Annotated in this window: 9 protein-coding genes; all 9 read right to left on the bottom strand. The window is 45.7% G+C overall.

Translation table 11 applies throughout. From position 1 onward, the window contains the following. Positions 1-33: 33 nt before the first annotated feature. A complete protein-coding gene (locus ACETMN_RS16435; protein ID WP_411736377.1) occupies positions 34-2,694 on the bottom strand; it encodes a PKD domain-containing protein in 2,661 nt (886 codons plus the stop codon). 15 nt (positions 2,695-2,709) lie between these two features. Then, on the bottom strand, positions 2,710-3,096 hold the full coding sequence (locus tag ACETMN_RS16430) for a hypothetical protein (RefSeq protein WP_047843122.1): 387 nt from the start codon (positions 3,094-3,096) through the stop codon (positions 2,710-2,712). Between the two features lie 3 nt (positions 3,097-3,099). Beyond that, on the bottom strand, positions 3,100-3,519 hold the full coding sequence (locus ACETMN_RS16425; protein WP_047843121.1) for a hypothetical protein: 420 nt from the start codon (positions 3,517-3,519) through the stop codon (positions 3,100-3,102). 86 nt (positions 3,520-3,605) lie between these two features. Continuing rightward, a complete protein-coding gene (locus ACETMN_RS16420) occupies positions 3,606-6,938 on the bottom strand; it encodes a peptidoglycan DD-metalloendopeptidase family protein (protein ID WP_306299296.1) in 3,333 nt (1,110 codons plus the stop codon). A gap of 176 nt (positions 6,939-7,114) precedes the next feature. Continuing rightward, the gene (locus tag ACETMN_RS16415; RefSeq protein ID WP_047843119.1) at positions 7,115-8,158 is read right to left on the bottom strand and encodes a hypothetical protein; all 1,044 of its coding nucleotides are present in this window, start codon (positions 8,156-8,158) and stop codon (positions 7,115-7,117) included. Between the two features lies 1 nt (position 8,159). Continuing rightward, complete coding sequence (locus ACETMN_RS16410) at positions 8,160-8,780, bottom strand: S-layer homology domain-containing protein (protein ID WP_091020947.1); 621 nt, start codon at positions 8,778-8,780, stop codon at positions 8,160-8,162. Between the two features lie 56 nt (positions 8,781-8,836). Then, complete coding sequence (locus ACETMN_RS16405; RefSeq protein ID WP_091020946.1) at positions 8,837-14,110, bottom strand: hypothetical protein; 5,274 nt, start codon at positions 14,108-14,110, stop codon at positions 8,837-8,839. 64 nt (positions 14,111-14,174) lie between these two features. Beyond that, the gene (locus ACETMN_RS16400; protein WP_235431569.1) at positions 14,175-14,477 is read right to left on the bottom strand and encodes a hypothetical protein; all 303 of its coding nucleotides are present in this window, start codon (positions 14,475-14,477) and stop codon (positions 14,175-14,177) included. 32 nt (positions 14,478-14,509) lie between these two features. Next, entirely contained in the window at positions 14,510-14,971 is a 462-nt protein-coding gene (locus ACETMN_RS16395) for a DNA polymerase III subunit gamma/tau (RefSeq protein WP_091020945.1), read from the bottom strand. Positions 14,972-15,003 lie beyond the last annotated feature (32 nt).

The following is a 15,003-nucleotide window of genomic DNA, read 5'->3' as shown; positions in this document are numbered from 1 at the left end:
CCTTCACTTATTTGCTTGTATGAAGCCCTGTTATTACACAGGGCAGTTTACCAAGTATTCCCACGATGAACCTGAACCTGAACTAGAACTCATCACTACTTTAATTTGCGTCACACCGCCCACAGGACTGTACTGGAACTGAAGCGAACCGCCATTGGATACCTCAGTGTTCGTGCTTGCAAGCAACTGATTCTGATAGTAAACATCCATTCGGTCAGCTACTCCGTACATGTTGTAGGTGATTACCACTCGTCCAGACGTGTTACCCATCTCATGGAGTTTTTCGGTGTAAGCACCGCCGCCAGAGTCGTTCAGCTTACCGCACTGCAATGTGTTTGCGGGTGGTGGTGGAGCAGGTGGTGGTGGAACGTACTTGGCAGTTACCGATACGGTCGCCGTACCCGTTGCCTTCTGACCTAATTCATTCCACACCGTAAGCTTGACCGAATACGTGCCGACATTGTTGAACGTAAATGTTGCATTATCGACCGTATAGCTTCCCTTGTTCACATCGCTTGCTACTTCCCACTTGAAGTTTGTAATGGGAGAGTGTTTACTGTAGATAGAAGTAAACCTGATTGGTGTTTCCTCTTCTACACTTGAGTAAGCAGGGTCGATGGTTAGAATCAAGGCTGGTGGCTCAGGTGGTGCAGGAGGAATCTCAGGGAGAGTGTAGCCCGCCTTCAGGATGCCTAGTGCGGCAGGTCTGAACGGCGTTGCAGGTCTCTTTGTCAGTGGCGAGATGCCTTCGACCAAGTAGTAGGAATAAACTTCATACCTATTCTCGTCATCGCAGTAATCCCTCACAGCCTTTAACTCGTCACCATTCATTATAGTTAAGGGAGACGTTAAAATAACGTTTCGCAGTGTTCCGAACGTGCCATCTTCAGGATGAACCAGGAGCGCACGGGATGAATGGGCTTTGCCACTATACCTTGAAGGACTAAACCGGTACTTGTATTGTTCATTCATGTAATCCTTCCATGCTCTTGGGTGCTTGTGTCCGTCAGAATCTTCCCTGGGTGGCGGCATAGTGTTTGACGGTACATTCCATGACAGGTAATGCGCCTGATACCTTGCTCCGAACTTGTTACGTTTGACCATGATTGAGTCAACGCCGTTACTTGGGTAGTGGGGGTATTCCTTCATAACAGGCAGTAGAATCTCTTGCTTAACTGACGCATCATCGTAATCGAACTTAGCTGACTGTTTGAGTGCGGCTTCTACGTCTGCCCCCTCTTTGTTGTACGCTGTTCCTGAGAACAGAGCAGACGGTGCTCCCTCAGCGTTCCTATTGGTCTCGATATGCACCTCAAGGAACATTCGACCGGATACCGGAGTGTAACCACTTACCCCATCCCCACTTTCTGCTTCAATGGTTACGGAGGACATACCCTCGATACCTGTGATATCAAACTGACCCATCAACTGAGCATCATTCTTGTTGTTTGACGGTTCTTTCGCCCCCACAGTGTTGAACCGACCAATCTCCTGTCCTGCAATGGTTAGCCTGACTGCTTCGTCAGGCATGTCGCCGTCCGTGTCACCCATGAGCCATACCTTTACATAAGAACCTGCATTGACCATTGGTTTTCCTGAGATGATTGTCGAAGTCTTAGTCGTCTTCCGGTAGAAGTCAAACGTGATATCCCGATTAATAACTTCCTCAGTCAGGCCATTTACGTCGAAGTCTCCCATGTAAAGAGGAATCGCAGGTACGGCATTGCTGTCCCAAATCGGAGCAGTGTCAGCTAAGATGATTAACATAATACTTTTTCCGTCAATGAATCCTTTGACGAACACTTTGCTATCATCCCACCAGTTCGTATACTTCACGTCCACGAAAGCAATCTTCTCTGTATGTTCAAGCTGAGGAATACGAGTCCTTGCTGTAACGATTGGAGATTGATACATCTGAGGGAACGCGTCCGTTATTCTCGACTGAAGAGCATTCGTGTTATCGTCCAGCCCCCACATGCTTGTCTGCACCTCTGCGTCCAGAGAAACCCGTTTCAGTTCATCGGTTTTCTCCCAACCCACCAACATCTTCCCATTTCCAATCCACTTTTCAAGCTGGTAAAAGTAAAGCGTGTGTCGCTCAAAGAGTGCATCTTCGTTTGCCTTCTGGATGGCCCATGAGAATACGCCGCTGTCCTGCGGTGTCAACTGCGTACCGTAATCTGCATTTTTATCGTAGATTGCAAATGGTACTTTGCACCCTGTCCGTCCAATCTGCTCATTGACTTTTGCCATCATCGCCATACCGAATAAGTTTCCCGATATGTTCTTGACGATGATATGCTTGGTCACGTAGAAGTCGAAGGCATCCGTGGACCCGACTGTGCTGTAGTAAATAGCTACCTGACCGGACACACCTGCTTCAAACGTGAACGTGGTTGTCTCGTCTGGATTCTTGACCGCCGTATAATAGGATGTTGGGGCAATCTCCCCATCAATGAAAATGTAGTAATCGTCGTTGAGTACCTTCGGCAAATCAATTTTAGGGTTAGCCAGCGGAAGATAGAACCGCTTGATTGTAGGCTTTGTTAGCTTGTTAGAGTAGACGACCTTGGTAAACTCAGTAACCTTTGTCCACCCATTGGCTGTCATAATTCCAGCAAGCCCTTCCAGCAGGAACTCTTCATTGATAGTCGTGTCGAGCCACGGCGTCGGTTGATATGAAGTATCTGCCATTTATTCACCTTCTTCCTACTTGAGAGTTTGGTAGTTTGCCCATACGACCTTGGGCTTGCCGCCCTCATTAAAGAACTCAAAATGAATCTGCGTCCCTTGCTTACACGGGATGATTGCCGTCAAGTACATGCCCTCCGGTAAATCCTTTGTGTAAATGTTCTTACAGACTAGCCGTTCCCCTACATACAAGTTCCAGTAGTCCCTTGCTTCATAGTTGGATACGCCTACTGCAATAGAGAGCAGTTCGCAATCTTCTTCAATGGTTAGCTTATGTTCGACCTTGCCCGCCATTTGGGACTCTACCATAATCCCTTCAATGTACGGGTCTGTTTTTGTTGGCATAAAAGGAGGGTCGAGTCTACCGCCTACCAAGTAACTTGCAAAATTAGCGCCGCTAGACATTCACTACACCCCCTTTATATATTCGAGTTCCAGATTACTGAACAACCCGTTCTCCCTTATAATAGTCCCTCTAATGGTGCTAAAAGATGCGATATCCGTTTCCTCTTCCATTTGCTCGTTGATTCTGGAAGGATATGCTATCTCTATAAGGAAGCCGTTAACGATTAGATTCTCGTCCCTCTCAAGCGTCAGCACTTCAATAGTCCCATTGTCATAGGTGTAAACCACTGAGGTTACGAGAGCGGAGTATCCTGCCATCTCTCTACGGGCTTCCACGTTAATTACATTTGGTTCTACAGGAGCACTGTTTATGATTGTGAGGTCATCGCCGCCCGTATACAGACCAGACTTCTGCATCTCCCTACGAATTAAGTCAAGTATGGGATAAATCTCATTCGAGTTTAGAAAGTTTCTATTCTCCACAGAATCCACCTCACTTCTATGGCATTATAAGAAAAAGCAGGAAACAATTAGCGTCATAGACGTAAGTGCTCCCTGCCCATATGTGCTTACCCTACTTCTGATAGTGTCTGCCAGGTCAACTCAAGGTAATTGAAAATACCTTCGTTACTGCCCACCATTCTATTTCCCTTTACTAAATAGTAACTGGACGTGAATGTCTTTGCGTCGTAGACATAAACTGAATCCAGTAGTTCGATTAACGGATTCCCTTTGACCACCACATTCTTCGTTCTCGCCTGACGTTTATAGTCAAAGAAAATCTTGTTGGCTACGTCCTCCTTCAGCCCACGCATTGAAGAGCCATCGACTTCCTCAATCCAATCCAGTTGAGCACCTGCGGTACGCATATTACCCTTGGTTGCAATTATCAGCGACTTATCGAAGAAGTGCTCGACAATCCCTGCTGTACCGGAAATCATCAAGTGGTTTCTAACACGGGAGTAATCCGTAGAAGAAGTGACTTCCATTAGATTCTCGCCGTCGATGAACTCCCACTTCATTCCAGAGACCATGGCCCAATCAGGTGCATCCAAGAAATCCATGCGTTCCATTCTGAACGTCCCGTACCTATCGCAGTAGATTCGGTATGGTAAGTCCTGAATGAGAGACTGCAAGGCATCGGAAGCGTTTGTACCTAATGGGAAGGTTACACTTGCCACGAACGGGTTCTGCCAGCCACCCACTTCCATGATGTTCTCTTGACTAACTGCTTCTAGTTCTCCGGTATCCTTGTTGAACTTCATGAATGTGTTCTTTCCCTTGTTTACGTCAGTGTACACTGTATCCTCAATCACGTAGTCAGGGTTAGCCATATCCTCTGCATGAACTTTCCATGCGGTGAATCCAGAAGCGACAACGATATCCTCCACGATGCTTGATTTAATCCAAGCAAACGCCCCACCGTCTCCCGCATAAGCTTCTTCTGGCGGGTACTGCATCGGCTTGTAGAACACAAATTCCTCAAGCATGTCGAACCTGTCCACACAGCTAAAGGAGATAGTCTTCTCCGCAGAGTTCTCTGTAATCTCCCCTTTAATCATCCCCGTGAATACCCGAACAACTTCTTCGCCGTATCCAGCGTAAATCCTGATTGGGGTGTACTCACTAATGACGTGACGCAGTTCTCCTTCTTCGTAGTAACTCAGGGGAGACTTGTCCGTTCGGAATGCGTCTGGAAACTCCGGTTTGCGCTCCCACAATGGAGAGTAGATACCTGAAGCGTTGTTCAGCGTAATCCTTGCTGTGCTAATAGTCGTATCGAGATGGGTATTGATTTCCCAATTCATTACGTCTACGTCGATGGTGTACATCTCTTCAAAGACGAACTCCCCTACTTCATACCACTTCTCCTTGTAAGTGTCACCGATAGCTGTAGCCAACTGCTCGACGGCGTAGTCGTTAGAAGCATAGTTGATGCTATCGAGGTAAATTGTCCCATCCGTCACAGCGAACAGGATTCTGCTTTGGTATGGGTAGTCGAACGCCGCCCCACGGATTCCGGTGTTGACCCAAACATCGTTAAGCTTCACGTATACGTCAATGTCCGTTTGGTCATGGCAGACTACGGTATACTCAATGAAATCGGCAGCCGTATTGAGTTGGTATGTCCCACCACCACTAGTGTAAATTTGGTCATCCTTTATGTTCAGAAGGAATCCTTTTGTACCGTCGCTGATAACTAGCTTGCCACTTGTGCCCGCCGCAGTCTTCAGGCTGAAGTTAATCGTAAAGGGGAACTTCTTGATTTTACCTAGCCGCTCAATACCTGCTTCGCCGCCACTAGTTGAGATTGCCTGATAGTCACCTTTGTCTTTTTGTACAACGGTGCTGTACGGAGTCCACTTGTTGGCGCTACTCATGTTGTCCTCAAAGTCCCATAAGGTTTTTGTCTCTACGGTCTCCACATCAAACTCTTTAGCCCGCAACCAAAGAAAACCGAACTTGCCTCTCGATGCTTTGGAAGAGTTGGCAAACGTAATCTCGACCACGTTATGTCCTTTTGGCATTGGGATTGATGGTGGATAAGCTACACCGTTCTTGGCATTAATACCTTTGATTCGCACGACCTCGTAATCATTTACCTTGACGATAATTACATCGTCTATTTCAAGGTCTGAGAAGTATGACCATCCAAGGTTTCCTGCCTTAAACCAGTCATGCTCGAACACGATCGTCTTAGCCTGACCAGCCCCGTCCGTACCTTTGAATCCGAGTACGTTCATCTGAGTATCGTCGTCAATGACCGTCATCTGTACCGCGCCGTCAGTCTTGGTGTACTTCTTAGCATCCAGCGCAGTCTTCTTGGTTGTAAAATCCTTGAAGTAGGTTTGCTTGGAAGTCGTCTTGTTGTACTGGTACGTCACGATTTCTTTGTCGATGCTTGTATCTCCGGTAGTGTCCGCTGAACGGGTCTTTCCGTCTCCCCAAGACTTTACTTTCACCACGACAGGCTTCCTACCAAACTTAAGGGCATTAGCCTTCGTGTCAAAAAGAATGTCAATCCGGTTTCCTTTAATGTCGCCGCCAGTATCATCGGCAAGGTATTCTCCCCAACTTACTCCATCGACAACAAGTTCAACCTTACTCTTTAAGGGGATGATGGAAGGATCAACGGCAATAATTTTCCAATTCTTCCATTTGCGAACATCTGTGCCGCCCCTTGTGATTCCTATACAGCCGGGGCAATCAGCGACATACGCCGTTGCTTCCATGTTGTATTCCACATGAGAAGTCGATGAATCAGCCATGACTGAAGCATCCATAAAAACCGAATCCTGTATGTTTCGTGGGTCAGCTTTGGATGCGGTCTGAATGGTCTTTTTACCGCGAAGGAACTGCTCAGGGTTCAGTGCCTTGCCGTTAAGCCTTACTTCAAAGTGTAAGTGTGAACCGTCTCCCCCATTAGACCGAGAAGTACCGGAGTTGCCCCCTAGACCCACAAGACCTCCTGCCTTAACCTTATCCCCCACACTGACACTTATCTTGTTTAAGTGGGCATAGCGAGTCTCCCATCCGTTGCCGTGGCTAACATAAACAACTCTACCGTATCCTCTTAAGGTGCTGGCGACTGTGACCGTACCTGACCAGACAGCGTAAACAGGGTCGTTCATTGCAAGGTCGAGGTCAATCCCCTTATGCTTACCTCCACGACCAACATACCGAGTGCTTCTTGGGTCGGTCTCAAAGAAGTCCGTGATAGCCATGCCGTTGATGGTACGCTCCCCGTTCTCATGTCCGTGCATGGTCGAACTGCTCTTGATTGGCATGGAGAAGTCGGAGTTACGAAGTTCCGTGCTAGTCTCCACCAACGTACCGTCAACGTAGTCCGTAAGTTTCTCAGCCTTGTCGATGGACAAAAGGTCGCTTACAGCACTATCCATTACGTACTGTACTGCATCGTATTTTCTACGGAATCCCCGCACGTATGATGTTTTGTCCAACTCCACGACCACCTTCGGCTCATTTCCAAGTGCATTCACACGCTCCATGATTCCTTGTAACAACTGCCTTGAAGGGTAGTTCACGTTAGAAACATAAGTCACTTATCCCACCTGCCTTATCTATATTTCTCTGTAATCCACTCAATGAATCGGTTTAGGTAGGTTACAGCTTCCGCTCTAGTAATACATGCTTCAGGTTCAAACTTGTCATCGGCGTAAAGAGGGAACACGTAGCAACCGTCATGGTATTTTTCATCCAGTAGAGTCAGCACATCGTTCCTGTACCAATTGGCTTGAATATCAGCTTTATCTGCAATATCTCGCATTGGCGTGGCGTTATATGCGAACGCACGGTCAGTGTATCGGTTATGAAGGTTCTCATAAATACGGCTCATGAGTGCGAAGAAGTCTCCACGACGAATGCGAACGTCTCCGAAGAACCTGTCGTTATATGTCACCCGTCCTGATTCGACGATCACCGTCTCGCTTGTGCGTCTATTAACCCCATTAATCTTTGCGTTATACCCGATGGTTGCAGGGAATCCGTTATACATATAAGGAAGGTACACTTCACCTTTATGTATTACGAATACATCCCGTTGGAATCCGATAGCATTCCTGATTACAACTCCCGCATCGCTTCCAGCCCCCACAGTAACAATCATCCTCTTCAGCTTTACACCAAGCACCGTACAAGACTCCGGTGGGTTGCTCAGACTAAATTTGTAAGTGGTCGCATATTTTAGCGTTCCGTGCGGCATCCGGTAGTCAGATGTTCCGTTGTATGGGGTATTAAGGCAACCAATATCCTTCCGGTCAGGAATACCATAAGCGACACATACTACCTCTATGCCCGCCGACAAAGGGTTGGACATGGTAACTTTCCCATCCTCAATCTTTTCGGGAAGAACCTCCACCCCATTAATCATGACGAACATAGGGTTGTCGGCATGGTATTTATAGTCAGGAACAAGGAACTCCTGCTGTCCGTTGACTGTTACAAAACGCTTAACCATGCGTTCGTAACCTGTCTTGAATACGTTATAAGTCATGCCGCTTAGTACGTCCACGTCACCTGTACCGTCTGTCTTCAGTCGGGTAATCTCAAGGGTGTCACGGTAGAACCAATCCAGAGGGTCAACGTCAATCCATCGTTTCATCTTAATACCCCCTTAGTAATTTATCCACGTATCTATAAGTCCTCATAAGCAACGTTACTGACTCTGCCCGTGTCGCCGCTTCGTCCGGACGGAAGTTAACAACGGACTCACCGTCTGCTTCCCAATTCGTTGCAATAAGTCCAAGTTGTTGCATATTGTCGATGTACTTGTTTGCCCAATGGTTCTCAATGTCGATGAACTCGGTCAGGTATTTGTACTCGAACTCCTGTTTGCGGACAAGGGACATACCAACTGTTACGATGTACTTGGTTTCCATCTCTGCAGCCCTGATATTGGGTTCACCTGTTACGATGCCGATGTAAACTGTTCCCTTTTCGTCGTAATACTTATGCTGTGATCCAATATACTGAAGCCAATCAGCGTATTCCTTCTTGGAATAGAACAGCATGGTAAGTGTAGCGTCATAGTGGGAAGTACCGTTTTGCACGAGCCCCGCAGAAGATGCTAGGGTCTTATTGACATATGTCTTAAGTACTGGAGTTGGAGGCTTATATTCCGTAATCAGTTTCGCCTTGACCTGTGTGAACTGAACTCCGTTGTCGTAAAATAGCTTCTTCTTATAAACCGAATCCTCCGATAAGAGGCTGTTTTGTTGTGTCATGAGTGTACCTCCCTATACGTAACTCCCCACCTCATTTTAAGATGGGGAGTGAGTTGCTAACTTCGGTAGTTAATTGGGTTCATGGCTTGTTGGTTACGAAGACCGCCCACACGTCCCACTGACAAGCCTTGTCCGATGGACTGTCCGACCTGTTGCAATTGGCTGGATGTCATGCCGTTAGTCACGTTAGGAAGCGTGATGTTTACGGTCACGTCTCCTGCTCCAATGGTAGTTGTGTTATGAGTATTCCCCCGTGTGAGGTACTGGTAGCGACTCATAGCCTGTACACCATCTGGCATGTTGAACGTGCCTGCCGAAGCTTTCATTTCACTCAAGATTCCTAACTGAGTCTGTAAAGATTGCTTTTGCAAGTCGCGGATTTCTTGATTAATCTTATAGGTCTCGTCAGCTCCTGCCGCAGGTAGCCTAGCCTTCAGGTCAGTAATTACCTGATTGATTTCGGATACCTCTTCCTTGGCGTTGGCGATACGTCTGTTACGTAGTATTGGGGAAGAATCATCAGGGTTTCCAGCACGAAGTTTGAGTTCCAGTAGCCTGTTCTCGCGTTCCGAATTGTTGTTCTGAATTTCTGCAGTACCTAGACCGATGGATGCAAGGTTGTATTCTTTAATTCTTGCTTGCTCGTTGGCAATTTGATTCTGAAGCTGTAAAACCTGCGTTGCTTGGTCTTCGGAGAGATCCCCGATGGATTCGATTGCTTTGAGGTTGGAGAGTTCGGACTTCATCGCAGACAGCTTATTCAGGGTGATTTGTTTCATGGTATCCAGATATTCCTGAGACTGAGTATCCATGTTGTATGCCGCGGCTAATTCCTTCGCCTGAGTGAGAAGATCAATTCTTGACAGACTGTTATTTACCTTGCGCACCTGACCTTGGTATGTTTCCTGACGGTTGTTCCATTCTTCCTGTAGAATTTCTGCCTCACCTTCATTGGCTACTTTGTCTCTGGCAGATGTAAAGGAATCATAGGCATTCTTTGCATTTTGATACTCTTGCGACTCAGGATCAGAAGTTTCCATAATAGTCTTTGCATTTTGGATATACTGGTCAATGATAGCCAATTCATCATTCAATACCTGACGCATGGATGCCGTTTGTGATTTACGCATCGCAATGTATTCGTCGGAGTCCGTCTTCATCCCGCTCATGAGAGAACGGAGGGTTTCGATCTGGCTAGAATCCTTAGTTTTCGCCAGAATGTCAGAAACACGGCTAAGTACAGTATCGGTATCAATAGAAGAGAAATCGGCCGTACCTTTCTTGTACTTCTCCTCGTATGTCCTTTTAGCTATATCTCTGAGCTCTTTCTGTTCCTTTTCCTCCAGCTGTGCAGCTTCGTATTGCTTCGTAATGGCTTCCTGACGTAACTTCTTAGTTGCCTCACCGCGCCCTGATTTTTGATTGAACTCAGCAACGGCTTCCTCTACAGTCTGCCCTCCACTTTCTTCTCTCTCTTTGAGCCACTTAGAGAAGTCCTCCTGACTTCCTCCGTAGAACTTGAAGTAATTCATCATTTCGCCCATCATGCCAAAGTCGTCGTTGGTCACACTACTTTTAAAAGGAGTGGTAAAAGGGTTACCGCTAGATTCGATATAACCAAAGTTGGACGGTGTTCCACCGAACGTAGACGTGATTCCGTTCATAGCAGAGTAGAACATTCCCGTTAAGTCGTTACGAGTCCCTGACCAACCACCCTCTGCGAAAGCATCTACTTTGTTTACCATTCCCTTCAGATCGTTGTCACGGTCGTCAGCTTTAGCCAAGAGTCTTTGGTCGTCGGTTGACAGGTACGACTCAGACAACCCCTTAGCCGCTTGAGCAAGCCCAATTGCCCCTGCTATTTCCAGTGCCATCTTAGCAATACCGCCCGCCAAGTTCTTTATCGAAGACAGCGCACCTCTCCCTAAGTCTGGAATGTCCTTCAAGAACTGTTTGAAACCAGTCTTCAGGGATGTAGTCTGAGACAATGCAGAGTTCATTCCACGCACAGCGTTGGATAAGTTACCAAATTCAGGGGAGGCTCGTCGTGCAGATGTGGCAGCGTCCCTTTGACTATTTTGATAGTCATCCATCGCATCGCTAAGACTCTTAATATCATTAATTTGAGGTAAACCATTGCGCTGTCTGTCTACCAAGTGGTCTTCAAATCCATTGAAATCTCCTTGAGACATTTGGGACATTCTGTCAGTCAATTCGGTGTATCCAGATACGTTAGCTCTGTAGGTTCCGAATGTCCCCTGACTAGCTGTACTATTGCTCAACCTGGTCAGAAGGCTAGGGTTGATAACACTAGCCAATTCAGCTCTTGTGCTCAGACGGTTGTTGTACTGCCTTGTCCGGTCGAATTTTTCATCGTCTGTTAACTCCGTCTGCTTCTCCCAATTCTTAGCTTCGTCCATCGTAGTAAACAGAGTTGGAATGTCTTTTATATCAACTTTCTTTTCAGAAATGTAATCTTTAAAGTGTCTACTCTGTTCTTCCGACATACCATTCAGTTCCTGAACATATCGATTCAGCAGTGGATCTTGCTGCATAGCAGCTACCTCTTGTCGATTTAACTTCTTGAAGTCGCTATCAACACTTACATCTTTCATGTTATCTAGGAAAGCAGTCCGTGCAGTCTCACTCTCAAAGTTACTTCTAATACCTAGATTTCCAGCTCCCCACTTTATACCTTTGAGCATTAGCATTCCGAGCACCACATTTGAGAGTACATCACCCAAAGCTACAAATATCTGAGCATTCTTCGCCACGTTATCTGCCATGTTAATAAGTGCATAGGACACTTTATTTATGGCAGGAGTCATTTCTTGAACGATAGCATCAAAGGCAATGGTAGTCCCTTGTGTTGCTCGTTTAGTGTTGACAAGAGGGTTGTCTAGTGAAGTCATAATCATTTTCTCGTACTGGGACTTATTGAAGTTATCAGTAACTTGCATTACCTTGACGAACGTGTTCATGACTTCGTGCATTGCCGCAGCACCCTTTGAGGACTGCGATGTACCGAACAGGGTATCAGCTGTGTTGCGAACTGTTAGACTGTCTGCACCGGACAACTTTTGAGAGATGGATTTGAAGAGTTCCTTGGCTGGAACCAGTAGTTGTCCTCCTGTATCCGTAACGTTCGCAAGACCAAGTTCCTGCAGTTTTTTCATGGCATCAGGAGACTGAAGCTTGGCAGCTACTTTCTCGCCATCATCACCGTAGTTCGGGTCAACAGCCAACTTATCCATTTTGTTCAGCAAGTTAGAAGGCTGTAATCTTTCTACAATGGAATTGTAGAAATGACTGACATTTGTCCCTTCTATTGCAGGAGATTGGTTGGAAGCGCCAGCCATTACAATAGCTGTCTCAGAGTCAACTTTGGTATTGTTAGAAGCAGAACCGGATTGCTTTATAATGTCGAAAAGTTCCTCGACGCTTGTATTCGTGACTCGAGATACTGCTGCTATCGGATGTGCCACCCTATCTTCCATGTCGGACATCTCAAGGCCGAACTGCGACTTTGCTGACTCAAGACCCTTTGCAATTTTAAGAGGGTCACTACCAGGGGTGAGGGCCTGCAACTGAGCAGTCACCCGTACGAATTCTTTCATTTCAACAGGCTCTTTGAGAAAACCGGAAGCTACTCCACCAACTTGATAAAGTTTATGGTAGTCCGTTCCGTAAAACATGGACTGTTGTCGAATAAAGGATTGTAGTTCGTTGACAGTACTCTCTACTCCAGCCATGTTGGTGCTATTGAGGACATTTCCATTTTCATCTTTATTGTACTTGTCCTTCATCATCAAGTTCTGAATCATCTTGATCTGTTCTGTCTGAACAGACTTGAAGGTCTCGACAGCTTGGTTCAAAACAAGCATCGGTGCACCGACCATAACGCCTGTAATGTTGTTGCGCATCATGTTAGAGACTGCGGACTCCAGAGCCACGTTGCTTATTGTTCCTGCAAAACTGTTCTCCTGACTTGAACTGTTTCCGTTGGATACCGTTTCACTTGGTGTTGTGCTGTCGTTCTTGCCATTCTCGGAATAGGATTCTGTAGAAATGTCAAGACCTCCTGCGTTTTGTATCTTAGCGTCTCGGTTTAATCCTTTTGGTCTTGACTGGACTTCATTAATCTCCTGGATGATAGACTGTACTTGTTCATCCACTTGTTCGCGGATTTTATCAATCATGGCATTATTAATATGATTAATTTGGTTGACGAGGTGACGCTTTAACTTAGGTTCAGGCGTGATTTCCACATTGTTAATTGTCTTAACTATCTGGTCAATCTCTTCCTGTACACTATTACTCATTTTCTTGTCGAGAGCCTTAGCCACTCGTTCAAGTTGATATTCCAATTCATTCCCACGGAAAGAACCTAAATCCACTGTTCCAAGAGTGTCCAATTGATCAACCGTAGTTTCGAGTTCTCTTGCAATAATCTTCTTGACTTTATTGCTAAGGTTTTGTATTGGAACGTCCAGCTTGCCTGTCGTCGCCCCGTTGATTCCTGCTACAGTTTTGTTGACGTACTCCGTAAAACTACGTTCAAGTTCGTTCGAGATATTCTTAATATTGTCGGTGATCTCCTTGCTGCTAACATCAGGTACTTCCACTTCTACCGACTTCAACAGCTTTTCTTTTACATTTTTGATTGCTTTGTTCAAATCTTCTTTGGTAATTATGAAGTCACTAGAATTCGCTACATATGGGTTCTCAAGCTTATTCAGAATCTCTTGCTTGATTTTATTGACGAACGCCATGATGGTGTTCTTGCCTACCGTAACTTGTAAACCTTCGAGAGACTCAGGTCCAGCCAGACTTGTTGTGTGATTTTGAATAACCTTAATAAGGTTATGGATTTGCGTTTTTACAACCTTAGCGACTTCCTCGTTGATCTCTTTAAAATCTTCGTTGCTGATAGGTAGCTTCTGCCCTTTGGCATAGCTAGAGTCTATTTCAACATTCATGTTACGGACATGCTTACGTAACTCTTCATTAATTTCGACCTCTATCTTGCCGAAGATGCTTTGTAGAGTCTCACGCTGAACGGTCAGTCCTGTCGAACCTAACTGCTGAAGAAAAATTTCGTTTCCTGCAATAAAGTTGTTAAGTCCTTTAGTTAATGATTGTCTAATATTCCCATCAGTTCCACGAGAAACCTGGGATTGCAGGCCAGACAGAGATGTCCGCATTGCGTCAATACGTTGGTCTAATCTACCAAATTGAGCATCGAGAGTTGCCATCTCCTGTCCCAATCGGGTCATGTTTTCAATGGATTTCTGAAATTCTAAAATCACATCAGATTGGATATTTTTCATAATCTCACCACCCTCATAAAATAAAACTCCTGCCCCTCCCTAGAAGGAAGCAGAGCAGGAGAATTTATAATAACTGTGCAAGGAAACTCATGTCTTCCGCATCGGCTACTTTATAACCATTCACGTAGTTACCGTCGGTTCTTGTTTCTTCCTCGCCACCGCTGGAATCTTCGTTGGAAGGAACACCGCTACCGAACAACCCGCCGAGAGACATACTAGAAACTTTGATAGTAAATTCAATGTGTTCATTACATTGTTCCAGGTAATAACCCAACTGAGGTAAGGTTAACTGCCATACATCCTGCTTTTTCAAGTGGCAGTAGTGGGCGAGCTTGAAGAAGATATTTGCCCAATTGACAGGCGGCATGCTGTCATAGTTTTCTTCCTCTACCTGAGTGGTTACATGGACTTTTTTAGCCCGTTGAGACCAATCATGCAGTCGATAATTTTCTTAGCCGTCTCCAAATCAACGTAATTTCCAAGATGTTCGACCGTCATGTGGTTGTAGTACGGTTTAAATGCCATTAGTAGCACATCAAGCAGTTCGTCAAATCTATCATCCCCGTCTTCAGGGATAAGGTTAGCGATGATTACACCAGAATCAATCGTGTTAAGTTTATTCATTAGCTTTCGAGCATCCATTAGACCTAATGGTGGAATATTGTAAGTTTTGCCGTCACGTAAACGAACCTTATCGTCCTCTTCAAAGAATACTTTCTCACACACTTCTGCTTCCTCTTGTGTCAAAGGATTCTTTTCTTTTTCAGTTACCGCCTCTTGTGTCTGCTCTTCAACTTGACTGGCAATCTCTTTGGTCACAGTACTATCTGCTCTTGGAATTACTAAATCTCGTTCACTCACTTTACACTCCCCCTTTAAATTCTCCCCCAAGA

It is taken from the genome of Paenibacillus sp. M2 (assembly GCF_046713495.1).
GTDB classification, from domain to species: domain Bacteria; phylum Bacillota; class Bacilli; order Paenibacillales; family Paenibacillaceae; genus Paenibacillus; species Paenibacillus amylolyticus_B.
Note: the sequence above shows the minus strand (reverse complement) of the source record. Positions and strands in the feature narration are given on the sequence as shown.

Coding starts and splice junctions, on each gene's coding strand:
- ACETMN_RS16435 (WP_411736377.1), bottom strand. CDS start 2,694: ATGGCAGATACTTCATATCAACCGACGCCGTGGCTCGACACGACTATC.
- ACETMN_RS16400 (WP_235431569.1), bottom strand. CDS start 14,477: ATGCCGCCTGTCAATTGGGCAAATATCTTCTTCAAGCTCGCCCACTAC.
- ACETMN_RS16405 (WP_091020946.1), bottom strand. CDS start 14,110: ATGAAAAATATCCAATCTGATGTGATTTTAGAATTTCAGAAATCCATT.
- ACETMN_RS16420 (WP_306299296.1), bottom strand. CDS start 6,938: ATGGATAGTGCTGTAAGCGACCTTTTGTCCATCGACAAGGCTGAGAAA.
- ACETMN_RS16415 (WP_047843119.1), bottom strand. CDS start 8,158: ATGAAACGATGGATTGACGTTGACCCTCTGGATTGGTTCTACCGTGAC.
- ACETMN_RS16430 (WP_047843122.1), bottom strand. CDS start 3,096: ATGTCTAGCGGCGCTAATTTTGCAAGTTACTTGGTAGGCGGTAGACTC.
- ACETMN_RS16410 (WP_091020947.1), bottom strand. CDS start 8,780: ATGACACAACAAAACAGCCTCTTATCGGAGGATTCGGTTTATAAGAAG.